21 protein-coding genes are annotated in these 23426 nt (G+C 66.4%); 2 read left to right on the top strand and 19 right to left on the bottom strand.

Going from position 1 to position 23426, the window contains the following annotated elements; genetic code table 11:
* Positions 1 to 29: 29 nt before the first annotated feature.
* Both LGM42_RS06690 and LGM42_RS06695 read right to left on the bottom strand, forming a co-directional pair.
* Entirely contained in the window at positions 30 to 245 is a 216-nt protein-coding gene (locus tag LGM42_RS06690; protein WP_006478692.1) for a YdcH family protein, read from the bottom strand.
* 76 nt (positions 246 to 321) lie between these two features.
* Positions 322 to 1059 (bottom strand): hypothetical protein, encoded by a 738-nt coding sequence (locus LGM42_RS06695; RefSeq protein ID WP_059585320.1) that lies wholly within the window; start codon positions 1057 to 1059, stop codon positions 322 to 324.
* A gap of 163 nt (positions 1060 to 1222) precedes the next feature.
* On the opposite strand from LGM42_RS06695, the gene LGM42_RS06700 reads away from it, so the two are divergent.
* Entirely contained in the window at positions 1223 to 3547 is a 2325-nt protein-coding gene (locus LGM42_RS06700) for a Tex family protein (RefSeq protein WP_226231846.1), read from the top strand.
* Positions 3548 to 3660: 113 nt separating this feature from the next.
* Here the strand turns inward: LGM42_RS06700 and LGM42_RS06705 are convergent, their stop codons facing one another.
* The 17 genes from LGM42_RS06705 to ndk all read right to left on the bottom strand — a co-directional run bounded on the left by LGM42_RS06705 (position 3661) and on the right by ndk (position 22429).
* Positions 3661 to 5577 carry a potassium transporter Kup gene (locus LGM42_RS06705; RefSeq protein ID WP_059585318.1) on the bottom strand — a complete coding sequence of 639 codons (1917 nt, stop codon included), beginning with the start codon at positions 5575 to 5577 and terminating at the stop codon, positions 3661 to 3663.
* Positions 5578 to 5850: 273 nt separating this feature from the next.
* Positions 5851 to 6447 (bottom strand): phosphoribosyltransferase, encoded by a 597-nt coding sequence (locus LGM42_RS06710; RefSeq protein ID WP_059585317.1) that lies wholly within the window; start codon positions 6445 to 6447, stop codon positions 5851 to 5853.
* 8 nt (positions 6448 to 6455) lie between these two features.
* The gene (locus LGM42_RS06715) at positions 6456 to 7802 is read right to left on the bottom strand and encodes an adenylosuccinate synthase (RefSeq protein ID WP_059585316.1); all 1347 of its coding nucleotides are present in this window, start codon (positions 7800 to 7802) and stop codon (positions 6456 to 6458) included.
* Between the two features lie 113 nt (positions 7803 to 7915).
* Entirely contained in the window at positions 7916 to 9064 is a 1149-nt protein-coding gene (locus LGM42_RS06720; RefSeq protein ID WP_006496416.1) for an ATP phosphoribosyltransferase regulatory subunit, read from the bottom strand.
* A 113-nt stretch (positions 9065 to 9177) separates the two neighbouring features.
* Positions 9178 to 9369, bottom strand: coding sequence for a DUF2065 domain-containing protein (locus LGM42_RS06725; RefSeq protein ID WP_006478685.1), 192 nt, complete (start codon positions 9367 to 9369; stop codon positions 9178 to 9180).
* A 36-nt stretch (positions 9370 to 9405) separates the two neighbouring features.
* On the bottom strand, positions 9406 to 10305 hold the full coding sequence (hflC, locus tag LGM42_RS06730; protein WP_226231847.1) for a protease modulator HflC: 900 nt from the start codon (positions 10303 to 10305) through the stop codon (positions 9406 to 9408).
* A gap of 15 nt (positions 10306 to 10320) precedes the next feature.
* Entirely contained in the window at positions 10321 to 11667 is a 1347-nt protein-coding gene (hflK, locus tag LGM42_RS06735) for an FtsH protease activity modulator HflK (protein WP_060316414.1), read from the bottom strand.
* A 47-nt stretch (positions 11668 to 11714) separates the two neighbouring features.
* Entirely contained in the window at positions 11715 to 12887 is a 1173-nt protein-coding gene (gene hflX, locus LGM42_RS06740; RefSeq protein WP_179231732.1) for a GTPase HflX, read from the bottom strand.
* A gap of 72 nt (positions 12888 to 12959) precedes the next feature.
* Positions 12960 to 13199 (bottom strand): RNA chaperone Hfq, encoded by a 240-nt coding sequence (gene hfq / locus LGM42_RS06745; RefSeq protein WP_006399927.1) that lies wholly within the window; start codon positions 13197 to 13199, stop codon positions 12960 to 12962.
* Between the two features lie 142 nt (positions 13200 to 13341).
* Positions 13342 to 14679, bottom strand: coding sequence for a ribosome biogenesis GTPase Der (der, locus tag LGM42_RS06750; protein ID WP_226231848.1), 1338 nt, complete (start codon positions 14677 to 14679; stop codon positions 13342 to 13344).
* Between the two features lie 247 nt (positions 14680 to 14926).
* Complete coding sequence (bamB, locus tag LGM42_RS06755; RefSeq protein WP_089464807.1) at positions 14927 to 16072, bottom strand: outer membrane protein assembly factor BamB; 1146 nt, start codon at positions 16070 to 16072, stop codon at positions 14927 to 14929.
* A 41-nt stretch (positions 16073 to 16113) separates the two neighbouring features.
* Positions 16114 to 16743, bottom strand: coding sequence for a tetratricopeptide repeat protein (locus LGM42_RS06760; protein WP_059585311.1), 630 nt, complete (start codon positions 16741 to 16743; stop codon positions 16114 to 16116).
* A gap of 54 nt (positions 16744 to 16797) precedes the next feature.
* A complete protein-coding gene (hisS, locus tag LGM42_RS06765; RefSeq protein ID WP_034207440.1) occupies positions 16798 to 18138 on the bottom strand; it encodes a histidine--tRNA ligase in 1341 nt (446 codons plus the stop codon).
* A gap of 20 nt (positions 18139 to 18158) precedes the next feature.
* Positions 18159 to 19463: a flavodoxin-dependent (E)-4-hydroxy-3-methylbut-2-enyl-diphosphate synthase gene (gene ispG, locus LGM42_RS06770; protein WP_059585331.1), complete on the bottom strand. Its 1305-nt coding sequence runs from the start codon at positions 19461 to 19463 to the stop codon at positions 18159 to 18161.
* A gap of 112 nt (positions 19464 to 19575) precedes the next feature.
* The gene (locus LGM42_RS06775) at positions 19576 to 20589 is read right to left on the bottom strand and encodes a helix-turn-helix domain-containing protein (RefSeq protein WP_226231849.1); all 1014 of its coding nucleotides are present in this window, start codon (positions 20587 to 20589) and stop codon (positions 19576 to 19578) included.
* A gap of 219 nt (positions 20590 to 20808) precedes the next feature.
* Positions 20809 to 21948 carry a 23S rRNA (adenine(2503)-C(2))-methyltransferase RlmN gene (gene rlmN / locus LGM42_RS06780; RefSeq protein ID WP_060316423.1) on the bottom strand — a complete coding sequence of 380 codons (1140 nt, stop codon included), beginning with the start codon at positions 21946 to 21948 and terminating at the stop codon, positions 20809 to 20811.
* Positions 21949 to 22003: 55 nt separating this feature from the next.
* The gene (gene ndk / locus LGM42_RS06785) at positions 22004 to 22429 is read right to left on the bottom strand and encodes a nucleoside-diphosphate kinase (RefSeq protein ID WP_040144283.1); all 426 of its coding nucleotides are present in this window, start codon (positions 22427 to 22429) and stop codon (positions 22004 to 22006) included.
* A gap of 249 nt (positions 22430 to 22678) precedes the next feature.
* Between ndk and LGM42_RS06790 the strand changes: the two genes are divergently transcribed.
* On the top strand, positions 22679 to 23377 hold the full coding sequence (locus LGM42_RS06790; RefSeq protein ID WP_059585309.1) for a Bax inhibitor-1/YccA family protein: 699 nt from the start codon (positions 22679 to 22681) through the stop codon (positions 23375 to 23377).
* The last annotated feature ends 49 nt before the right edge of the window (positions 23378 to 23426 follow it).

Below are 23426 nucleotides of genomic sequence, written 5' to 3' on the forward strand. Positions count from 1 at the left end.
GGGCGGCGCCGGCGCTTGCCAGGCCGCGCTCAGGCGCGCTTATCCGGTTCGAGCTGCGATTGCAGCAAAATGATTTTGTCCTTGGCCGCCAGCTTTTCCTTCTTCAGCCGGTGCAGCGTGATGTCGTCGATGTCGGAGTGTCCTTCCTTCAGCTCGATCTCCCGAGCGAGCTGCTGGTGCTGCTCCTGCAATGCAGCCAAACGGTTGTGCAATTCCTGCTGCTGTTCCGTGTGACGGTTTTGCATAGTTGCCTCCTCATCGAAGCAGCGCGACGGCTGGCGTGCCGACGCGCCCGAGACTGATCCCGATCAATTCAACACGTTACTGCCCCTGCTGTTGCTGCTGCCTGGCCTTCTCGGCCGCTTCCTGCTGACGCCGCTCGACATCGGCCTTGTGCTGCGCGGCTTCCTTCTGCTTCTGCTCGTAGCGCGCGGCGTTGTCCGCCCGCTCCTGCGCCTTCTGCGCCGCCTGCTGGTGCGCCTGGTCGAGCTTGCGCTGGAAATCCGCCTGCTTCTGGTCGTATGCCTGCTTGCTCGCCGCGCGTTGCGGCCCTTCCGCGCCGCGCTGCGCCTGCTTCAGTGCATTCTGCTCCTGCTTGTCGCGGAATGCAGCCGCGTTCGCCGCGTCGTTCGCCGCCCGCTGCGGCGCTTCCGCCGCGTTCTGCGCCTGCTTCAGCGCCTGCTGCTGGTCGCGCTGCTGCGCCCGCACCGCGCGCTGCTCGTCGTTGAGCGCGAGCTGCTCCTGGCGGATGCTCGCCCGCTCCTCGCGCATCCGGTCGCGCGCCTTGCCGAGACAGTGATTGACGAAGAATTTGCTGTAGCAATCGTGCTCCGCCACCGCATAACGATAATCGTTTTCCGCGGAGCGCTGATTGAGCACTTTTTGACGGGCGTCGAAATCCGGGGCGGCGGAGGCGGCAACGGGCGCGGACGCGGCGGCGTCCGAGGCCTGCGCGAATGCGCCGGAAGCCCCGGCAGACAAAGCCGCGGCGAGCGCTGCGCCGAGCGCGACGAGAGAAATACGGGAAGTTGGCAACGTCGTAGGAAAGCTGCGGGACATGTGTCAAATTCTATCACCCCCGGCTGGACGCTCCGCCATTTATGGCAAAATGCCCCGCTCCATTCACCCGCGGCCTTGCCCCGGCGGGCCCGCCGTGCAGTCCGCCGCTGCGGGCCTGCCGGCCCGCGCCGCGATTTCAGCAGGCAGACAGACCATCCACGACATGACGGAAACCGTAGCACTCAAGATCGTACAGCGCATCGCCACCGAACTGTCCGTCCAGCCGCGCCAGGTCGCGGCGGCCGTGCAACTCCTCGACGAAGGCTCGACCGTTCCGTTCATTGCCCGGTACCGCAAGGAAGTGACCGGCAACCTGGACGACACGCAGCTGCGCCAGCTCGAGGAACGCCTCCTGTACCTGCGCGAGCTGGAGGATCGCCGCGCCGCGATCCTGTCGAGCATCGACGAACAGGGCAAGCTGACCGACGAACTGCGCGCCGCGATCGACGCGGCCGACAGCAAGCAGGTGCTCGAAGACCTTTATCTGCCGTACAAGCCGAAGCGCCGCACGCGCGCGCAGATCGCCCGCGAAGCCGGCCTCGAGCCGCTCGCGCACGCGCTGCTCGCGAACCCGCTGCTCGACCCGCAGGCGGAGGCGGCCGCGTACGTCGACGCCGACAAGGGCGTCGCCGACGTGAAGGCCGCGCTCGACGGCGCGCGCGACATCCTGTCCGAACAGTTCGGCGAGACGGCGGAGCTGCTCGGCAAGCTGCGCGACTACCTGCACAACCAGGGCGTGGTGTCGTCGGCCGTCGTCGAGGGCAAGGAAAACGAGGAAGGCGAGAAATTCCGCGACTATTACGACTACGCGGAAACGATCAAGACCGTGCCGTCGCACCGCGCGCTCGCGCTGTTCCGCGGCCGCAACGCCGGCGTGCTGACGATCAAGCTCGGCCTCGGCGAGGAGCTCGACGCGCAGGTGCCGCACCCCGGCGAGGCGATGATCGCGCGCCATTTCGGGATCGCGAACCAGAATCGCCCGGCCGACAAATGGCTGTCCGACGTCTGCCGCTGGTGCTGGCGCGTGAAGGTGCAGCCGCACATCGAAAACGAACTGCTCACGCAGTTGCGCGAAACGGCCGAAACCGAGGCGATCCGCGTGTTCGCCCGCAACCTCAACGACCTGCTGCTGGCCGCGCCGGCCGGCCCGAAGGCGGTGATCGGTCTCGACCCCGGCCTGCGCACGGGCGTGAAGGTCGCCGTGGTCGACCGCACCGGCAAGCTGCTCGCGACCGACACGATCTACCCGCACGAACCGCGCCGCGACTGGGACGGCTCGATCGCGAAACTCGCGCGCATCGCCGCGCAGACGCAGGCCGAACTGATCAGCATCGGCAACGGCACCGCGTCCCGTGAAACCGACAAGCTCGCGAGCGAATTGATCGCGAAGCACCCCGAACTGCGGTTGCAGAAGATCGTCGTGTCGGAAGCCGGCGCGTCGGTCTACTCGGCGTCCGAGCTCGCCGCGAAGGAATTCCCGGAGCTCGACGTGTCGCTGCGCGGCGCCGTGTCGATCGCCCGCCGCCTGCAGGACCCGCTCGCCGAGCTCGTGAAGATCGAGCCGAAGGCGATCGGCGTCGGCCAGTACCAGCACGACGTGAACCAGCGCGAACTCGCCCGCTCGCTCGACGCGGTCGTCGAGGATTGCGTGAACGCGGTCGGCGTCGACGCGAACACGGCGTCCGTCCCGCTGCTCGCCCGCGTGTCGGGCCTGAACGCGACGCTCGCGCGCAACATCGTCGACTACCGCGATGCGAACGGCCCGTTCCCGTCGCGCGAGCACCTGCGCAAGGTGCCGCGCCTGGGCGACAAGACCTTCGAGCAAGCCGCCGGCTTCCTGCGCATCAACGGCGGCGAGAATCCGCTCGACCGCTCGTCGGTGCACCCGGAAGCATATCCGGTCGTCGAACGGATGCTCGCGAAGATCAACAAGCGCATCGACGACGTGCTCGGCAACCGCGAAGCGCTGTCGGGCCTGTCTCCGATGGAATTTGTTGACGAACGTTTCGGCCTGCCGACCGTGCGCGACATCCTGGCCGAACTGGAAAAGCCGGGTCGCGATCCGCGTCCGGAATTCAAGACGGCCGCGTTCCGCGAAGGCGTCGAGAAGGTATCGGATCTCGTGCCGGGCATGACGCTCGAAGGCGTCGTGACGAACGTCGCCGCGTTCGGCGCGTTCGTGGATATCGGCGTGCACCAGGACGGCCTCGTGCACGTGTCGGCGATGTCGACGAAGTTCATCAAGGACCCGCACGAAGTCGTGAAGGCCGGCCAGGTCGTCAAGGTGAAGGTGCTCGACGTCGACGTGAAACGCCAGCGCATTGCGCTGACGATGCGCCTCGACGACGACGCGGCAGCGCCCGGCATGTCGTCGCGCGGCGGCCAGGATCGCGGCAACGCGGGGCGCGGTGCCGCTCGTCCGCAGCGTTCCCGCGAGCCGGAACCGGCAGGCGCGATGGCCGCGGCATTCGCGAAGCTCAAGCGCTGAGCGCGAAGGCGCCCGAAGCAATAAAAAACCCGCCTTCCGGCGGGTTTTTTATTGCTTCGGCGAAACGCGCAGCCTGGCCGGCATGGGCCGCATGCGCGGCCCCACCGCACCGGTCAGATCTCGATCTTCGTGCCGAGCTCGACGACGCGGTTCGCCGGAATCGAAAAGAAGTCGGTCGGCTTCGCGGCGTTCTGATGCATCCACGCGAACACGCGCTCGCGCCAGATCGACATCCCCGGCAGATGCGTCGGCACGACCGTTTCGCGCGCGAGGAAGAACGACGTATCCATCAACTCGAACGTCATGTCGTGCGAGCGGCCGAATTCCTCGAGCACGGCCTTCACGTCCGGCGTCTCGTTGAAGCCGTACTCGGCCTTGACGATGTACAGCCCGCCGCCGGCATCGCGTGAGCTCAGGCGCTTGTCGTCGCGCACGTAAGGAAAATCGCGCGTGACGAACGTCAGGAAAATGGTCCGCTCGTGCAGCACCTTGTTGTGCTTCAGGTTGTGCAGCAGGCTGACGGGCACGAGCTTGTCGTTGCCGGTCAGGTAGATCGCGGTGCCCGACACGCGATGCGGCGGATGCGCGAGCAGCCCCTGCAGGAACGGCTCCAGCGGAATACCGTCGGCCGCCGTGCGCTCCTTGACGATGTGGCGCCCCTTGTACCAGGTCATCAGCAGGAAGAACAGCAGCGCGCCGATGCCGAGCGGCAGCCAGCCGCCCTGCGCGACCTTCAGCAGGTTCGCGCCGAAAAAGCCGAGGTCGATCGCGAGAAACACGGCGATGATCGCGCCCACCAGCAGCCGGTTCCAGTTCCACACCTTCACCATCACGACGCACGCGAGCACGGTCGTGATCACCATCGTCGCCGTCACCGCGATACCGTACGCGGCCGCGAGATTGTCCGAACTCTTGAAACCGACGACGATACAGAGGATCACGAACAGCAGCAGCCAGTTCACGACCGGCACGTAGATCTGGCCGATCGCGAGCTCGGACGTATGCAGCACCTTCATGCGCGGCACGTAACCGAGCTGGATCGCCTGCGACGTCAGCGAATACGCGCCCGAGATCACGGCCTGCGACGCGATCACGGTCGCGACCGTCGACAGCACGACGAGCGGCAGCAGCCCCCATTCGGGCGCCAGCAGGAAGAACGGATTCTCGATCGCTTTCGGATTCTGGATCAGCAGCGCGCCCTGGCCGAAATAGTTCAGCACGAGCGACGGCATCACGAGCCCGTACGCGGCGTAGCGGATCGGCTTGGCACCGAAGTGGCCCATGTCCGCATAGAGCGCTTCCGCGCCGGTCAGCACCAGCACGACCGAGCCGAGCACGACGTAGGCCTGCAGCAGGTGGTCGGCCATGAACGACGCCGCGTAATACGGATTGATTGCCGCGATGATGCCCGGCACGCGAACGATGTGGTACACGCCGAGCGCCGCGATCACGACGAACCACAGCACCATGATCGGGCCGAACAGCTTGCCGACCAGCGCGGTGCCGTGCCGCTGGATCCAGAACAGCGCGATCAGGATCACGATCGTGATCGGCAGCACGAGATGGGACAGGTGCGGCGTCGCGATCTCGAGACCTTCGACGGCCGACATCACGGAGATCGCCGGCGTGATCACCGCGTCCCCGTAGAACATGCACGCGCCGAATATCCCGAGTGCCATCAGCGCGCCCGCGACACGGGTTTTGGAATCGAGCGGCCGCAGCGACAGCGCCATCAGCGCGAGCACGCCGCCTTCGCCGTTGTTGTCGGCGCGCATCACGAACAGCAGGTATTTGACGCCGACCACCAGCACGATGGCCCAGAACAGCAGCGAGATCACGCCGAGAATCGACCCTTCGGTCAGCGGAATCCCGTGCGCGGGGCTGAACGCCTCCTTGAGCGAATACAGCGGGCTGGTGCCGATGTCGCCGAACACGACGCCGATGGCTGCTATCGCTAGCGCCCGCATCGAATGTTGTTGCGTCGAATGCGGCGCGTGTGCGGCGTCGGTCGCGTGAGTCGTGTCGTTCATATGAAGCGTAATAATCGGGTCCGGGTCGGACAAAACGAGCGCTATTCTACTCGCGCCCCCGTGAAACGCCGCCCTGCCGTGTTGCCGTGGAACCACGTGATCCACGCCGCGCATGCAATCCCGCGCCACCTGTGGCAGGGCTGCCATCATAGCCGGGACCGCGCCGCCTGCCTATCGGGTGCGCAAGGCGCGCCGCGCGGCGCAACGCGCGCACCAATAAAAACGGCGCCGCAAGCGGCGCCGTACCAGGCTTTCCTTCGATCGGCCGGCCGCTTACGCGCCCGAACCGTCGCGCTGCGCGCGACCGCGCTTGATCCACGCCTCGAGGTTGTGCGGACGAACCGTGTCCCACTCCTCGAACGGCTGATGAATCCACGGATTCGTCGGCAGGAACTGCGTGTGATAGTCGGGCTTGACCTTCGAGCAACCCTTGTACCAGAGCACGGCCGAACGCACGGCCGTGACCGCCGGATAGCGCTCCTTCAGGTGCTCCTGCACGCGCGCGAGCGTGACGCCCGAATCGACGAGATCGTCGACCAGCAGCACGTTGCCCGCGAGATGGCCGCGCGTCATCGTGATGTACTGCGCGATGTCGAGCTCGCCCTGCTGGGTGCCGGCCGCTTCCCGGTACGAGCTCGTCGCGAGGATCGCGAGCGGCACGTCATAGATGCGCGACAGCTGGTCGCCGACGCGCAGGCCGCCGCGCGCGAGGCACAGGATCTGGTCGAACTTCCAGCCCGACGCATGCACCTGGAGCGCGAGCAGCTCGATCAGACGGTGGTACTCGTCCCAGCCTACCCACAGGTTCTTGTCGTCGTTGCGCGGATCGGTCATCAAGTCTGCCGCCGTCATCGTGATTTGCTGCGTCATCTTGGGAATTACACCTTGAACGGATGGCGGAGCAGGATCGTTTCGTCGCGGTCCGGGCCCGTCGACACCATGTCGACCGGCACGCCAGCCACTTCCTGGACGCGGCTCAGGTAAGCCTGCGCGTTGGCCGGCAGCGCGTCCCACGTCTTGATGCCGACGGTGCTTTCCTTCCAGCCGGCGAACGTTTCGTACACCGGTTCGCAGCGCGCGACGTCGACCGCGCCACGCGGCAGAATGTCCACGTCCTTGCCGTCGACCTGGTAGCCGACGCACAGCTTGACTTCATCGAGACCGTCGAGCACGTCGAGCTTCGTCATGCACAGGCCCGACACGCCGTTGATCTGGATCGAGCGGCGCAGCGCCGCTGCGTCGAGCCAGCCGGTGCGGCGCGGACGGCCGGTGACCGAGCCGAATTCCTTGCCGACGTTCGCGAGCGTGACGCCGACCTGGTCCTGACGCTGCGGGTTGTCCGCATCGTACAGTTCGCTCGGGAACGGGCCCGAGCCGACGCGCGTGCAGTACGCCTTCGTGATGCCGAGGATGTAGTTCAGCTTCTGCGGACCGACGCCGGCGCCGGCCGATGCCGCGCCCGCGACGCAGTTGCTCGACGTGACGAACGGATAGGTGCCGTGGTCGATGTCGAGCAGCGTGCCTTGCGCGCCTTCGAACAGCAGGTTCTGGCCCGCGTTGTTCGCGTCGTACAGGCGGCGCGACACGTCGGCCACCATCGGCTTCAGGCGGTCGGCATAGCCGAGCATCGTGTCGAGCGTGGCCTGGAAGTCGACGGCCGCACCGCCCAAATACTGGGTCAGCACGAAATTGTGGAAATCGAGGTTTTCGCGCAGGCGATCGGCGAAGGTCTTCGCGTCGAACAGGTCCTGCACGCGCAGCGCGCGACGGCCGACCTTGTCTTCGTACGCGGGGCCGATGCCGCGGCCCGTCGTGCCGATCTTGCCCGCGCCCTTGCGCGCTTCGCGCGCCTGGTCGATCGCGATGTGATACGGCAGGATCAGCGTCGTGGCTTCGGAGATGAACAGACGGTCGCGCACGTTCACGCCGGCTTCTTCGAGCTCGCCGATTTCCTTGAACAGTGCTTCGGGGGACAGGACGACGCCGTTGCCGATGTAGCAGGCGACGCCTTCACGCATGATGCCCGACGGAATGAGGCGCAAGATCGTTTTCTTGCCGCCGATGATGAGGGTGTGGCCGGCGTTGTGACCGCCCTGGAAACGCACGACGCCCTGAGCGTGGTCCGTCAGCCAGTCGACGATCTTGCCCTTGCCTTCATCACCCCATTGCGTTCCCACGACGACGACATTGCGCCCGGGAGTCACGTTCACTGCGCTGGCAGACATGTTGATTCGTTAGCTGGTTAAAAACGTATTCTACCTATGTTCGCGGGCGATTCCGAATTTTTCCGTTTCGCTTCAACGATATGCACGCCGAAGCACGACCCGCGAACGCCTGTTTATCGGGGTTCGACCACCCATGCGCCGTTGCGCTCCACGAGCGAGCGATCGCACGCGAATTCGTCGAGCACGTGGTCGTGGCCCGGGAGCGCCTGGATCACGACCTCGCCCGCATCGCGCAGCGCCGCGACGGCCGCGCCCAGCGCGTCGTCCTGCGCCCATGGCGCAAGGATCGCGGTGCCGCGCGCCTCGACCGGCGAAATCCGCGCGAGCTCGCGCAGGTCGAGCGAGAAGCCGGTTGCCGGACGCGCCCGGCCATAGGCCTGCCCCACGTGGTCGTAACGGCCGCCGCGCGCAATCGCGTTCGGCACGCCGTCGATGTACGCGCTGAACATCGCGCCGCTGTGGTACGCATAGCCGCGCAGGTCGGCGAGATCGATCGCGACTTCGACGCCCTTCGCCTGCGACGCAAGCTGCGCGAGGTCGTCGAGCGCCCGCGTGATTTCAGGCAGCACCGGCAGGCGCGTACGCGCCTCGGCGAGCACGCTCGCGTCGCCGTAGAGGTTCGGCAGCGCGCGCAGCGCGGCACGCGTATCGGCGCCGAGATCGTCGGTGAGTTCGTTCAGCAGCGGCACGTCCTTGCCCGACAGCGCGTCGTACAGCGACTCGCCGCGCTCGGCGGCCTGCGCGTCGCGCGCCAGCAGCGCCGCGAGCACGCCCGCGTGACCGAGGTCGAGACGGATGCGCGACAGGCCCGCGAGATGCAGCGCATCGAGCATCAGTTGCTGAATCTCGAGATCGGCTTCCAGCCCGGCGTGCCCGTAGATTTCGGCGCCGATCTGGATCTGCTCGCGCGTCGCGTGCAGGCCGCGCGGACGCGTATGCATCACGTGGCCCGCGTAGCAGAGGCGCGTCACGCCCTGCCGGTTCAACAGGTGCGCGTCGATCCGCGCGACCTGCGGCGTGATGTCCGCGCGCAGGCCGAGCGTACGGCCCGACAACTGGTCGACCAGCTTGAAGGTGCGCAGGCGCAGATCGGCGCCGCCGCTCGTCAGCAGCGACTCGAGATACTCGAGCAGCGGCGGCATCACCATTTCGTAGCCGTACGAACGGAAGCGGTCGAGCAGCCTGCGGCGCAGCTCCTCGATCTTGCGCGCTTCCGACGGCAGCACGTCGGCGATATTCTCGGGAAGTAACCAGGTCGACATCGGTACGGTCCTACGACGGGAAACGGCGCGCGACACGCGCGCCGCGAGTTGAATCGGAACTTCGAAATCGGGCGGAACGAACGGCGGATGCGCCGTCCGGATCGGGGCGCCGGTCAGGTCGCGAGCAACAGCAGCACGAGCCCGAGCACCATCACGATCAGCCCGCCGATCCGGATATGATGCGGCGGCCGCTCCGCTATTCTACGAAACGTGTCGCGCCAGGCGACGGGAAACACGAAAGGGAACGCCCCCTCGATGATCAGCATCAGCGCTACCGCGAGCAACAACGAGCCAGCCAGGTCCATGCGAGCGACGGCGCCGCTCGACGCGGCGCCCCAAGGTCAATGTTTGCGGGGAGCGGGCGCCGCCGGTGCGGCGCCGCCCGTCGGGCTGCGCATGAAGCGGAAGAACTCGCTGTCGGGATCGACGACGATGATGTCGTTGCGCTTGAACGTATTCCGGTAGGCCTGCAGGCTCGCGTAGAACTGATAGAACTGCGGATCGCGGCCGAACGCGTCGGCGGCGATCGTCGCGGCCTTCGCGTCGCCCTCGCCCTTGATCGTCTGCGCGGACTTGTACGCGTTCGCGAGCACGGCCTGCTGCTCGCGTTCGGCGTCGGCCTTGATCTGCTCGACGTCGGCCGCGCCTTGCGCACGCACCTGGGCCGCCTGATCGCGCAACGCGCCGATCATCCGTTGATAGACGGCGTCCGCCTGCGCGGCCGGCAAGTCGACACGCGTGAGCTGAACATCGACCACGTCGACGCCGAAACCGGACGCTTGCGCCTTCGCCGCATCGCGCGCGGCCTCGGCGATCGCGCGCTGGCCGCCGAGCGCATCGTCGAGCGCGCGCTTGCCGAGTGCGTCGCCGAGCGCGCCCTTCAGCACGCCGGCCAGCCGGTCGGCGGCCGCCGCCGGGTCCCCGCCCGTCGCGGTGAAATACTTCATCGGATCGCTGATCCGGTACTTCGCCGCATACGCGACCAGCAGGTCGTGCTTGTCTTCGGTTGCCAGTTGCAGCGGATCGGACGACTCGAGCGACTGCACGCGCGTGTCGATCAGCGTGGCCGTCTGCAGCGGCGGCGGCAGCTTGAAGTGGACGCCGGGGCCCGCGAGCTCCGGTTGCGTACCGTCGCGGCCCGACAGCACGGCCGCATGGCGCGGATCGACGGTGAGGACCGTCGACGATGCCGCGAAGGCGACGATCACGATTGCGACGACGAGCGCAATGATTCGGTTCATGTTCTGCGCTCCCCGTTACTTCGTATCGTCTTCACGCGACCGGCTGCGAAACGCTTCGCGCGATCGCAGCACGTCGACGCCCGACGCGGTGGCGGCCGGTGCGGCGCTCGCCGGTGCCGGCGCGGCTGCCGACGGCGTCGTGGCCGCCGGGGCCGACGCCGCATCGGGCGCGGACGCGCCGGTCGACGCCGCGGCGTTTTGCCGCCCCTGCTCGACGAGCTTGTCGAGCGGCAGATACACGACGCTGTTGCCGCCCTTGTTGCCGACGAACACCTTCGTCGCGTTCGAATAGATTTCCTGCATCGTCTCGAGATACATCCGCTCGCGGATGACCGCAGGCGCCTTCGAGTACTGCGCGTAGACCTGCTTGAAGCGGTCCGCATCGCCTTCGGCTTGCGTGACCACGCGATCGGCATACGCCTTCGCTTCGTCGACGAGCTTCGCCGCATCGCCCTGCGCCTTCGGCAGCAGGTCGCTCGCGTAGGCCTGCGCGGCGCGCTTCGCGGCCTCGCGCTCGTCGCGCGCCTTCGCCACTTCGGCGTACGCGGCCTGGGTCTGGTCGGGCGCCGCGACGCTCTGCATCGTGACGGCCGTCACCTCGAGCCCCGACTGGTAGCGGTCGAGATCACGCTGGATCGCGGTGGAAAGCTGCTCGCGCAGCGCATCGCGATCCTGATTCAGCATGTCGGCCGCACTGCGCGTGCCGACGATCGCGCGCACCGCGGCCTGCGCGGCCTGCGACACGCTGCGTTCGGGATCGACGCTGCGGAACAGGTAATCGGTGGCGGAACGGATCCGGTACTGGACGATGAAGCGCACGTCGACGATGTCGGCATCGCGCGTCAGCATCGCGGCCTCCTTCACGTTCGCGAGGCGCACGACGTTATTGCGGCCGATCTCGATCGAGCGGACCTGCGACGTGTCGACGATCTCGTGCGACGCGAACGGATACGGCGCGCGCCAGTGCACGCCCTGGCCGACCGTGCCCGACAGCTTGCCGAGCTGCAGCACGACGCCCGTCTGGCCTTCCTGCACGACGAACAGCCCGCTGCCCGCATACACCGCGACCAGCACGCCGATCACGATGCCGACGCCCACCCGTGCGGCCCGGCCGTTGTCGGGACGCAAGCCGTTACCGCCCTTGCCGCCGAACAGGCCGCTCAGGCGTCGGTTGAAGTTGCGCCACATCTCGTCGAGATCGGGCGGACCGTCGCCGTCGCCGCCTTGCGGACGCTTCGATTCGTTCGCGCGGGGGCGGGATCCGTCCTTGCCATTGCCTTCGCCGCGTCCCCAGCGGGGATCGTTGATCGACAACAAGGCGCGCATCCGCCGCCAGGTACTCCGCTCGTTGTATTCGTTCACCAGAGTTTGTTCACCAGATTGGAAGCCGGCGAACCGGCCGGGGCCGGTTAGCGCCCGTGTTCGGAAATCGTGTGGTCTTCGTGCGGTTCAGCGGACGTGCCATCGAGCGCGTCGGACAAGGTCGCGCTGGAAAGGTGTTCCGCGGAGGCGATTTCGGCGATGGCGGCACGCAACGTATCAAGACCCTGACCGGTGCGCGCGCTCAAAAAGACGCGCGAAATATTACCATATTCGTCCCGCTCGACCGCGTCGCCGCGGGCCGCCAGCTCGGGCACGGCGTCGATCTTGTTGAACACCAGGACCTGCCGGACCGTGTCCGCACCGATCTCGTGCAGCACGCCGTTGACCTGCTCGATTTGCTCGAGCCGGACCGCGCTCGACGCATCGACCACGTGCAGCAGCAGATCCGCATGGATCGTTTCCTCGAGGGTCGCCCGGAACGCCGCGACGAGCTGGTGAGGCAGCTCGCGGATGAACCCGACCGTATCGGACACGACGATCTGCCCGACCTCGTCGCCGAGGTACACGCGCCGCGACGTCGTATCGAGCGTCGCGAAAAGCTGGTCGGCCGCGTAGGCCTGCGCTTTCGTCAGCGCATTGAACAGCGTCGACTTGCCCGCGTTCGTATAGCCGACGAGCGACACCGACATCGTGCCGCTGCGCGCGCGCTGCCGGCGCTGCGTGCTGTGCTGGCGGCGCAGCCTGTCGAGCCGCGACTTCAGCATCTTGATGCGTTCGCCGATCAGCCGGCGGTCGGTTTCGAGCTGGGTTTCGCCGGGGCCGCGCAGGCCGATACCGCCCTTTTGCCGTTCGAGGTGGGTCCACGCGCGAATGAGCCGGGTCGACAGGTATTGAAGCTGCGCGAGCTCGACCTGCAGCTTGCCTTCGTGGCTGCGGGCGCGCTGCGCGAAGATGTCGAGGATGAGGCTCGTGCGATCGACCACGCGCCTGTTAAGCGCCTGCTCCAGATTGCGTTGCTGGGCCGGCGCCAATGCGTGGTTGAAGATGACGATTTCGACGTTGTGCGCGTCGCAGGCGAGCCGCAGCTCTTCGGCTTTGCCGCTGCCGATGAACATCTTGGCATCGGGACTGGCGCGACGCCCCGTGAGGGTGACGGCGGGACGGGCTCCCGCGCTGGAGGCGAGAAGACTGAGTTCTTCGAGACTGGCTTCGAAATCGGTCTTGCCGAAATCGATGCCGACGAGCGCTGCGTTGATCAAATTATCGGGTGTCAAGATAAGGCGGCTGGCATCGGTCGCTCGCGGCGACCGGATGCCGGCCGCTGCGATAGGTTAGGACGAGGCTTCCGCGTCCGGGTGGAAATTCACCGGGCGCGCCGGCACGACCGTCGAGATGGCGTGCTTGTAAACCATCTGGGTCACCGTATTACGGAGCAACACGACGTACTGGTCGAACGATTCAATGTTCCCTTGAAGCTTGATGCCGTTGACGAGGTAGATCGAAACGGGAACGTGCTCTTTGCGCAGTGCGTTCAAAAACGGGTCTTGTAACAATTGCCCTTTGTTGCTCATGGCGTACTCCATCTTTTTTTGCAGGTTGATCTGGATTGGCGGCGAAGAAAAAGAGATCCGGCGCCAATCGCTACACTATAGCTGATTTTGCCTGCCCCGCCCGGTGCATAGGCCTTCCGGCCTAGCCGTGGCGGGCCATGCGTCAGCCCTTGTCCGCGTACGGATTGCTCGACGAACGGAACTCTATGCGCAATGGAGTCCCGGTCAGCGAGAAAGTTTCGCGGAACCGGTTTTCGAGGTAGCGCTTGTAGGTTTCCGTCACCGCGTCGAGCGCGTTGCCGTGAATCACGATGATCGGCGGATTCTGGCCGCCCTGGTGCGCGTAGCGCAACTTCGGACGCACCGGGCCGCGACGGCGCGGCTGCTGGAATTCGACGGCCTCGATCAGCGCGCGCGTGAGCTTCGGCGTCGGCAGTTTCGCCATGGCCGCCGCGTAGGCGTCGTCGACCGAGCGCATCAGCGCGCCGATACCCGTCTTCTTCGCGGCCGAAATGAAGTGCGATTTCGCGAAGTCGAGGAATTTCAGCTTGCGGGTCAAATCCGCTTTCGCGCGGTCGCGCGCGTGGTCGTCGAGGCCGTCCCACTTGTTGACGCCGATCACGAGCGCGCGGCCCTGCTCGACGACGAAGCCGGCGATGTGCGCGTCCTGGTCGGAAATGTCCTGCTGCGCATCCAGCAGAAGAATGACGACGTTCGCGTCGGAGATCGACTGCAGCGTCTTCACGACCGAGAACTTCTCGATCGCCTCGAACACCTTGCCGCGGCGGCGCAGGCCGGCCGTGTCGATCAGCGTGTATTTCTTGCCGTTACGCTCGAAGTCGACGTAGATCGAATCGCGCGTCGTGCCCGGCATGTCGAACGCGATCACGCGGTCCTCGCCGATCAGCGCGTTGACGAGCGTCGACTTGCCGACGTTCGGGCGGCCGACGATCGCGATCTTGATGCCGCGCGACGGATCATCCTCGTCTGCTTCCTCGGGCTGGCCCGCGTACGCGACTTCGAGCGCCTCGTTGATCATGTCGGTCACGCCGTCGCCGTGCGCGGCCGAGATCGCGCGCGGATCGCCGAGCCCCAGCTCGTAGAACTCGGAGGCGACCGCCGTGTACTTCATCCCCTCGGCCTTGTTGACGACGAGGAAGATCGGCCGGCCGGTCTTGCGCAGGTAGTCGGCGATCGACTTGTCCTGCGGCGCGAGCCCGTTGCGGCCGTCGACGATGAACACGACGACATCGGCTTCCTCGACGGCCTGCCGCGTCTGGCGCGCCATTTCGTGCAGGATGCCGTCCTTCGCGACGGGTTCGAAGCCGCCCGTATCGACGACCAGGTAGGGCCGTTCGCCGACGCGCCCTTCGCCGTAATGGCGATCGCGCGTCAAGCCCGGCAAGTCGGCGACCAGCGCATCGCGCGAGCGCGTGAGCCGGTTGAACAGCGTGGATTTCCCCACATTGGGGCGCCCAACGAGGGCAATGACCGGTTTCATCTGTGTTTTCTACGGTGAAGCGCAGCAGCGGGAGGCCCGCTGCTGCGGGCGGCTGCGCTGAATGAAAATATCACGAATTCGCGCCGCGCCGGATGCGCGCGCCGGGCGCGCGTCGCGCGCCGTCGTCTTTCGTCTCGAACTGCCTTTCAAATACCGAGCGGCCGGGAACGCCGGCCGCCTTCAAGTCGCGGGGCCGCGGCGCGCGGGACCGGCCCGCCGCACCGCGGCCCCGCCTGTTTCCTGCGTGTCAGCGCGGGCGGAACCCGTACAGGCCGCCGTCCTTCGTCTGCACGACGAGCGTATTGCCCGCGAGGACCGGCGCCGCCGTAATCGCGCTGCCGTCGGTCTTCATCCGCGCGATGAAGCTGCCGTCTTCGCGCGACAGGAAATGCACGAAGCCCTTGTAATCGCCCATCACGACCGCGTGCCCGAGCAGGTACGGCACGCCGACGTCACGGCTCTTCAGCTTGTCGTTGCGCCACAGCGGGTTGCCCGTGGCCGCGTCGTACGCGGTGACGACCGACCAGTCGTCGCCGCCGGCGACCACCGAATCGTCCTGCGCGAGGCCGCTGCGGCTCGAGAACGGTTTTTCCCACAGCGGACGGCCCGAGTTCGCATCGAAGCAGCCGAGCTGACCCTGGAACGTCACCGCGCAGGTTTCCGCGCCCACGAGCGTCGGCGGGCCGCTGACGTCGTTGATGCGCTCGACCTCGGTCACGCCCTTCGGGAACGACACGGGGGTCTGCCAGAACGGCTCGCCCGTCTGCAGGTTGATCGCGACGAGACCGCCGCCCGGGAAGCCGGCGAGCACGGCCGCGTCGCCCGCGAACGTCATGCCGGCCGACACGCGCAGGTTCAGCGGCACCGCACGGTTGCGGTAGTTCCACTTCTGCTCGCCCGTCTGCGCGTTGAACGCGATCACCTGGCCGTCGATCGTGCGCACGATCACGAGACCATTGCCGACGAGCGGCGGCGAGAAGATCTCGCCCTGCACGGTGGTCTTCCACAGTTGCTTGCCGTCCGGGCCCAGCACGAACACGCCGCCCTTCAACGCACCGACCGCGGTCAGGTTGCCGTCGCTGCCGACACCGGCCGACAGGTCCGAACCCACCTTTGAGCGCCACAGCGTCTGGCCCGTCTTCGCGTCGATCTTCTCGACCGAACCGTTTTCGCCCGCCGCATAGACGGCGTCGCCCACGGCCACCGGCGAGAACAGGTAGCGTCCGCCCTTGCCGACGCTCGCCTTCCAGACCTGTTGCACGTCCATGACGGGCTTGAACTCGGTGAGCGGCGTCGGCACGCGGCGCGCGTCCTTCGACGACGAGCAAGCCGCCAAAGCGAGGACAGCCGCCGCGCAGGCAACGGGCACAGCGTAACGTTTCAGCAAATTCATCGGTTAGCGAAGCAGAGTTAAGAGGTTGAGGGGGCCGGGATTCAGCCGCCGAGCGCGTCCAGCTTGAACTGCACGAGCTGGCGTGCCGACTGGTCGTCCTTCGACAGGCCGTCGAGCGCAAGCTTGTAAGCCGCGCGCGCATCGTCGGTCTTGCCTTGCGCGGCCAGCAGATCGCCGCGGCGATCGGCCACGAGGCCCTTGAACGCATCGACCGGCGTACCCGACAGCAGCGCGAGGCCCGCATCGTACGCCTTCTCGTCGAGCAGCAGCGACGCGAGCCGCAGCTTCGCGATCTGCTTGTACTCTTCGTCCTTGGCGTGCTCGGCGGCCCATTGCAGCTGCGCCTTCGCGCCTGCCGCATCGCCGGCCGCGTACAGCGTCTTCGCGGCCGCGAGCGCCGTCATCTGCGCATACGGCGTGCTGCCGAACTTGTCTTCCATGTCGGCAGCCGCGCGGGCCATCGTCGCCTTGTCGTTCGCGGCGGCCGCCTTCTGAACCTGTTCGTACAGCCCGGACGCCTCGGCGGCCTGACGGCGCTGCCAGTAGTTCCAGCCGTTGAAACCGGCCGCGACGACGAGCGCCGCGAGCACGATCCACGTGGTGAGGTTGCCCCAGCGGGCCCACCACGCCTTGAGACTTTCAATCGATTCTTGTTCGTCGTGATAACTCATCGGCGAGCGATTCCTTCCTGTTCAGCTTTTCTTGTCGAGCGGATGCCAGCGCGATCAGTCGTCGCCGTCTTCGGCGGATGCAACCATCGCATTGATTAGGAATTCGGTCAAGCTTTCGACCGGTACGGTCTGCTGAACGTTCTTTTCCCCTTCCGCGCCCGCGCCGCGCAGCGCTTTCACGCCCACCGTGCCGTTCGCGACCTCTTCTTCGCCGAAGATCACCGCGAACGCGGCGCCGCTTGCATCGGCCCGCTTCATCTGCGACTTGAAGCTCGCCGGCGCGCCGTCGGCGCTGCAGTGGAAGATCACGTCGAGGCCCGTGTCGCGCAGGCGCTCGGCCGCGATGAACGCCTGTTCGCGCGCGGTTTCACCCTGGTGCACGACGTATACGTCGACGCCTTCCTGCTCGGGCGCGAGATCCTCTTCCTTCAGCAGCTCGAGAATGCGCTCGATGCCCATCGCCCAGCCGCACGCGGCGGTCGGCTTGCCGCCGAGCTGCTCGATCAGCGGATCGTAGCGGCCGCCGGCCGCGACCGTGCCCTGTGCGCCGAGCTTGTCGGTCACCCACTCGAACACGGTCAGGTTGTAGTAATCGAGGCCGCGCACGAGACGCGGATTGATCTTGAACGGAATGTTGTTCGCGAGCAGCAGGCGCTGCAGCCCTTCGAAATGCGCGCGCGATTCGTCGCCGAGGAAATCGATCAGCTTCGGCGCGTTCTGCGCGATCTCCTGCAGCGCGGGATTCTTCGTGTCGAGTACGCGCAGCGGGTTCGTGTACAGGCGGCGCTTCGCATCCTCGTCGAGCACGTCGGCGAACTGCTCGAGGTACTTGATCAGTTCGACGCGGTGCGCGGCGCGCTCTTCGGCGAGGCCGAGCGAGTTGATCTCGAGCTTGATGCCGGTCAGGCCGAGGTCGTCCCACAGGCGCTGGCACATCATGATGATCTCGGCATCCGCATCGGGACCCGCGAAGCCGAGCGCCTCGACGCCGACCTGGTGAAACTGGCGATAACGGCCGCGCTGCGGACGCTCGTGACGGAACATCGGGCCGATGTACCACAGGCGCTTCGGGCCGTCGTACAGCATGTTGTGCTCGATCGACGCACGCACGACGGCCGCGGTGTTTTCCGGGCGCATCGTCAGGTTCTCGCCGTTCAGCGCGTCGGTGAAGCTGTACATCTCCTTCTCGACGATGTCGGTGACTTCGCCGATGCCGCGCGTGAAGAGCTGCGTATGTTCGACGATCGGCGTGCGGATGTTCTGGTAGCCGTACGCGCGCAGCAGCGATTTCACGGTAGCTTCGAAGAATTCCCACAGGCCGGCATCCTGCGGAAGGATGTCGTTCATGCCTTTGACGCCGGTGAGCTTCTCGATCTTGCGTTTCTGTTCAGTCATCGTTCGTGTGTGTGGACGAATTAGTTCAGGGCCTCGGTGCGGCCGTAATTGCGTGCGACGTAGTCGCTGACGATCTGCTGGAATTCCTCGGCGATCCGCTCGCCGCGCAGCGTCTTGACCTTTTCGCCGTCGATGAAGACCGGCGCGGCCGGGTTCTCGCCCGAGCCCGGCAGGCTGATGCCGATGTTCGCGTGCTTCGATTCGCCCGGGCCGTTGACGATGCAGCCCATCACCGCGACGTTCATCTTCTCGACGCCCGGATACTCCTTGCGCCAGACCGGCATCTGCTCGCGCAGATACGTCTGGATCTGCATCGCAAGTTCCTGGAACAGCGTGCTCGTCGTGCGGCCGCAGCCCGGGCACGCGATCACCATCGGCGCGAACGAGCGCAGGCCCATCGTCTGGAGGATTTCCTGGCCGACGATCACTTCGCCCGTGCGCGACGCGCCCGGCTCCGGTGTCAGCGAAATGCGGATCGTGTCGCCGATCCCTTCCTGCAGCAGCACGCCGAGCGCCGCCGTCGACGCGACGATCCCCTTCGAGCCCATGCCGGCCTCGGTCAGCCCGAGGTGCAGCGCGAAGCCGCAGCGGCGGCCGAGTTCGCGGTACACGGCGATCAGGTCCTGCACGCCGCTGACCTTGCACGACAGCACGATGCGGTCGCGCCCCAGGCCAAGCTCCACCGCACGCTCGGCCGAGCCGATCGCCGACTGGATCAGCGCCTCGTACATCACGCTCTGCGCGTCCCACGGCTGCGCGCGCGCGGCGTTCTCGTCCATCATGCGCGCCAGCAGATCCTGGTCGAGGCTGCCCCAGTTCACGCCGATCCGCACCGGCTTGTCGTACTTCGCCGCGGCCTCGATCATCTGCGCGAACTGCGTGTCGCGCTTCGCGCCCTGACCGACGTTACCGGGGTTGATCCGGTACTTCGACAGCGACTCCGCGCAGCCCGGGTAGTCGCGCAGCAGCAGGTGCCCGTTGTAGTGGAAATCGCCGACGAGCGGCACCGTCACGCCCATCCGGTCGAGCTGCTCGCGAATCGCCGGCACGGCGGCCGCGGCTTCGGGCGTGTTGACCGTGATGCGCACCAGCTCGGAGCCCGCATTCGCGAGTTCCTTGATCTGAATCGCCGTGCCGATCGCGTCGGCCGTGTCGGTATTCGTCATCGACTGCACGCGCACCGGCGCGTCGCCGCCGATCGTCACGAGTTGCCCGCCCCAGCGGACATCCACCGCATGCGATACGCGGCGCGGCTGATGCCCGCCGAACACCGGCTCGGTTGAACAAATCTGACTGCTGCGTGGGGATTGAGCTTCGGATTGCATCGATAGATCCATTTACGCGGAATGCGCCGCGACGCGGCGCATGAATTGAAAAAGCGCCGTGCCCTCACGGCCCGCCGATATCGACGGCAGGCCTTCGCCACGGCGCTTGACGTCAGGGCAGCGTGAACCGCGCCACGTTACCCCGCGCTGCCGAATATTTTGCCGGATCGACCGGTTTTCCGTCGAACGCAATCGCGTCGAGGCCGGCCTTGTTGCCGATCGTGACCTTGAACGGCCCGTCGCCGGCAACCTGCTTCGTTTCGCCGGCGCGCACCAGCGCCGAGAACAGCTCCTTGCCGTTCTTGTCGCGCACGCTGAACCAGCAATCCTGCTTGACCTTCAGTTCGACCATCGACTGGCCTGCCGCGACCGCGACGCTCGCCGGCTGGGCCGGCGCGGCCGTGCTTGCCGCCGTCGTTGCCGCCACGGGCTGGGATGCCGCAGCCGTCGCGACCGGGGCCGCGGGCGCCGGGACAGCCGATGCAATCGCCTGCGCGGGGGCCGCCGACGCGGCAGCCGGGGCCGGAACCTCATTCGCCACCGCCGCCGACGCACCGTTCGGGGCCGCTTCTTCAGCGGACGACGCTGCCGCCGCGCTCGCGGCCGACGCATGTTCGGCATCGCCGCCCTTGAAGCGCGCGAGCAGGCTCGACGAATCGCCGCCAGTGTGCCACATCAGTGCGGCAATCACCGCGACGATGACGATCCCCGTTCCCCACAGCCAGGGATGGTGGCGCGACGAGCCGCCCAGCGGAATCGACACGCGGCCGCGCGGCAGATCCGTGCCCGACGACGCAGGCATCGACAGGTCGACTTCCGGCACCCCGCGCTCGCGGCGCAGCGCCTGCGCGAACGGTTCCGGATCGACGCCGAGCATCTTCGCGTAGCTGCGCACGACGCCGAGCGCGAATGTCACGCCGGGCAAATGGCTGATGTCGCCGGCCTCGAGCGCCCGGAGTTTCTGCGGTGCGACCTTGAGTCGCGCCGACACGTCGTCGACCGACCAGCCCTTCGTCTCCCGAAGCTGCGCCAGCCGGCTGCCGACCGCCGCCAGCGATTCCAGTCCCGCCGGTGCCGGCTTCGCGGCATTCGTCTCTGCGCCGTTAGACGGCTGCGGCTCACTCATCCTTGTCCTCGCGTCGATTCTTCTTCACTGGCGGGTGCCGCCGGCTCCTGCCGGCCGGCACCCGCAACGGTTCATACCCTGCGCGGCGCCGAGGCGCCGCGACCGATCGCTATTCGCGTGTTGCACCGCCAAAGGGTTCGGGCACCCTGGGCAGGTGCCCCGAACCAGGCGTCCCCGACTAGGCGTCCCCGACTGGGCGTCCCCGACTAGGCGTCCCCGTCAAACTGCCCGAACTTCGATGATCTTTCCTGCTGCGCCCGTCCGCTCCGCGAGGCGCGTGCGATCCTTCACCGCGCCGGCCAGTTGCCCGCACGCGGCGTCGATGTCGTCGCCGCGGGTCTTGCGCACGGTCGTGACGACGCCCGCGTCGATGAGGACTTGCGCGAAGCGCTTGATCTGCTCCGGCTTCGAGCGGATCAGGCCAGATTCCGGGAACGGATTGAACGGGATCAGGTTGAACTTGCACGGCACGTCGCGCGTGACGGCCAGCAGTTCGCGCGCATGCGCTTCGGTGTCGTTGACGCCGTCGAGCATGCAGTATTCGAACGTGATGAAGTCGCGCGGCGCGACTTTCAGATAACGCTGGCACGCAGCCATCAGTTCGCGAAGCGGATACTTCTTGTTGAGCGGCACCAGCTCGTCGCGCAGCGCATCGTTCGGCGCATGCAGCGAAACGGCCAGCGCGACCGGCAACTCGGCGCCGAGGCGGTCCATCATCGGCACCACGCCCGATGTAGACAGCGTGACGCGACGGCGCGACAGGCCGTACGCGTTGTCGTCGAGCATCAGCCGCATCGCGGGGACGACCGCGCTGTAATTCAGCAGCGGCTCGCCCATGCCCATCATCACCACGTTGGTGACGACCCGCTCGGCCCGGCCATTCGGGCCGGGCGCGCGGCCCAGGGACGCGCGCAAAGCAAACTCGGCCATCCGGAGCTGGCCGATGATTTCGGCTGTCGACAGGTTGCGGGAGAAGCCCTGCTTGCCCGTCGAACAGAAGCGGCAGTTCACCGCGCACCCGGCCTGCGACGACACGCACAGCGTGCCGCGCGTCTCTTCCGGGATGAACACGGTTTCGACCGCATTGCCGTTTCCGACGTCGATCAGCCACTTGCGCGTGCCGTCGGTGGAAACGTGATCGCTGACGATATCCGGCATCACGATCGACGCGCGGCCCTTGAGCTTTTCCCTCAGGGACTTCGCGAGATCGGTCATGCCGTCGAAGTCGCCGGCGTTGTACTGGTGGATCCAGCGCTGCAACTGCTTGGCGCGGAACGGCTTCTCGCCCAGGCTGCCGCAGTACGCGACAAGACCCTCGGCGTCGAAGTCGAGAAGATTGACGGAAGTTTCGCTCGTCATGATGTGCTGCCTTGCCGCGTGCGCTGAATCCTGCCTACTTGCTGTCAGCCAGGGCTTAACGCGAGTAAACGTTCATTTCCGGGAAGAAGAACGCGATTTCGACCGCTGCCGTTTCCGCAGCGTCCGAGCCGTGCACGGCGTTCGCGTCGATGCTGTCGGCGAAGTCGGCGCGGATCGTGCCCTTTTCCGCCTTCTTCGGATCCGTCGCGCCCATCAGGTCGCGGTTCTTCAGGATCGCGCCTTCCCCCTCCAGAACCTGGATCATCACCGGGCCCGAGATCATGAAATCGACGAGATCCTTGAAGAACGGACGTGCCGCGTGGACTGCGTAGAACTTCTCTGCGTCAGCACGCGACAGGTGTGCCATGCGCGCTGCGACGATCTTCAGGCCGGCGCCTTCGAAACGGCTGTAGATCTGGCCGATCACGTTCTTTGCCACCGCATCCGGCTTGATGATCGACAGGGTGCGCTCGATTGCCATAAAAACTCCAAAAAATTAAGAAGTTACAGGTTCAAATGAATCCGCTATTGTAGCACGATCCCGTGTATCATTGCGATTGAACCCTTACACGAATGAAAGGTTCAGAATCCATATGTTTTGTTCCGCCGAGCCATTGAAACCTCGCGGCACGGAACGTATCTTAGCCATAGCTGCCCCGGTTTGCTGCGCCGCACATCGCGCGCGCCGAACCGGCCCCGGACGCCCACGCGTTCAATGTTAGGAGAAACCATGAACGACTATCCGTACAATTTCGGCCGCGGCGGTTCCGTCAGCACCGCCGAGGTTCGCAACCGCGTGCTGCGGAACACGTACTGGCTGCTCGCGCTGTCGATGGTGCCGACCGTGCTGGGCGCCTGGGTCGGCGTCGCGACGGGCTTCTCGCTGTTCGCGGCCACGAGCCCGATGATGAGCCTGCTCGCGTTCTTCGCGATCGCGTTCGGCTTCATGTTCGCGATCGAGCGGACGAAAAACAGCGCGGCCGGCGTGTTCGTGCTGCTCGGCTTCACGTTCTTCATGGGCCTGATGCTGTCGCGGCTGCTGAGCTTCATCCTCGGCTTCTCGAACGGCCCGTCGCTGATCATGCTCGCGTTCGGCGGCACCGGCATCATCTTCGCCGTGATGGCGACGATCGCCACCGTCAGCAAGCGCGACTTCTCGGGGCTCGGCAAGTGGCTGTTCATGGGCGTGATCGTGATCCTGCTGGCGTCGGTCGCGAACATCTTCCTGCAACTGCCGGCGCTGATGCTCACCGTGTCGGTGCTCGCGATCGCGATCTTCTCGGCCTACATGCTGTTCGACGTCCAGCGCGTCGTGAACGGCGGCGAGACGAACTACATCTCGGCCACGCTCGCGATCTACCTCGACCTGTACAACGTGTTCACGAACCTGCTCGCGCTGCTCGGCATCTTCGGCGGCAACCGCAACTGACGTTCGCTGCGCACCCATGAAAAAACCGGCCCGCGGGCCGGTTTTTTTA

It is taken from the genome of Burkholderia sp. AU39826 (genome assembly GCF_020419965.1).
Classification (GTDB): domain Bacteria; phylum Pseudomonadota; class Gammaproteobacteria; order Burkholderiales; family Burkholderiaceae; genus Burkholderia; species Burkholderia semiarida.

What these genes read in the sequence shown, in the direction of transcription:
- ispG (WP_059585331.1), bottom strand. Translation starts at nt 19,463, where the DNA reads ATGCAATCCGAAGCTCAATCCCCACGCAGCAGTCAGATTTGTTCAACC.
- rlmN (WP_060316423.1), bottom strand. Translation starts at nt 21,948, where the DNA reads ATGACGAGCGAAACTTCCGTCAATCTTCTCGACTTCGACGCCGAGGGT.
- LGM42_RS06775 (WP_226231849.1), bottom strand. Translation starts at nt 20,589, where the DNA reads ATGAGTGAGCCGCAGCCGTCTAACGGCGCAGAGACGAATGCCGCGAAG.
- LGM42_RS06715 (WP_059585316.1), bottom strand. Translation starts at nt 7,802, where the DNA reads ATGTCTGCCAGCGCAGTGAACGTGACTCCCGGGCGCAATGTCGTCGTC.
- ndk (WP_040144283.1), bottom strand. Translation starts at nt 22,429, where the DNA reads ATGGCAATCGAGCGCACCCTGTCGATCATCAAGCCGGATGCGGTGGCA.
- LGM42_RS06790 (WP_059585309.1), top strand. Translation starts at nt 22,679, where the DNA reads ATGAACGACTATCCGTACAATTTCGGCCGCGGCGGTTCCGTCAGCACC.
- LGM42_RS06710 (WP_059585317.1), bottom strand. Translation starts at nt 6,447, where the DNA reads ATGACGCAGCAAATCACGATGACGGCGGCAGACTTGATGACCGATCCG.
- LGM42_RS06720 (WP_006496416.1), bottom strand. Translation starts at nt 9,064, where the DNA reads ATGTCGACCTGGTTACTTCCCGAGAATATCGCCGACGTGCTGCCGTCG.
- hfq (WP_006399927.1), bottom strand. Translation starts at nt 13,199, where the DNA reads ATGAGCAACAAAGGGCAATTGTTACAAGACCCGTTTTTGAACGCACTG.
- hflC (WP_226231847.1), bottom strand. Translation starts at nt 10,305, where the DNA reads ATGAACCGAATCATTGCGCTCGTCGTCGCAATCGTGATCGTCGCCTTC.
- LGM42_RS06725 (WP_006478685.1), bottom strand. Translation starts at nt 9,369, where the DNA reads ATGGACCTGGCTGGCTCGTTGTTGCTCGCGGTAGCGCTGATGCTGATC.
- der (WP_226231848.1), bottom strand. Translation starts at nt 14,679, where the DNA reads ATGAAACCGGTCATTGCCCTCGTTGGGCGCCCCAATGTGGGGAAATCC.
- bamB (WP_089464807.1), bottom strand. Translation starts at nt 16,072, where the DNA reads ATGAATTTGCTGAAACGTTACGCTGTGCCCGTTGCCTGCGCGGCGGCT.
- LGM42_RS06695 (WP_059585320.1), bottom strand. Translation starts at nt 1,059, where the DNA reads ATGTCCCGCAGCTTTCCTACGACGTTGCCAACTTCCCGTATTTCTCTC.
- LGM42_RS06690 (WP_006478692.1), bottom strand. Translation starts at nt 245, where the DNA reads ATGCAAAACCGTCACACGGAACAGCAGCAGGAATTGCACAACCGTTTG.
- LGM42_RS06760 (WP_059585311.1), bottom strand. Translation starts at nt 16,743, where the DNA reads ATGAGTTATCACGACGAACAAGAATCGATTGAAAGTCTCAAGGCGTGG.
- LGM42_RS06700 (WP_226231846.1), top strand. Translation starts at nt 1,223, where the DNA reads ATGACGGAAACCGTAGCACTCAAGATCGTACAGCGCATCGCCACCGAA.
- hisS (WP_034207440.1), bottom strand. Translation starts at nt 18,138, where the DNA reads ATGACTGAACAGAAACGCAAGATCGAGAAGCTCACCGGCGTCAAAGGC.
- LGM42_RS06705 (WP_059585318.1), bottom strand. Translation starts at nt 5,577, where the DNA reads ATGAACGACACGACTCACGCGACCGACGCCGCACACGCGCCGCATTCG.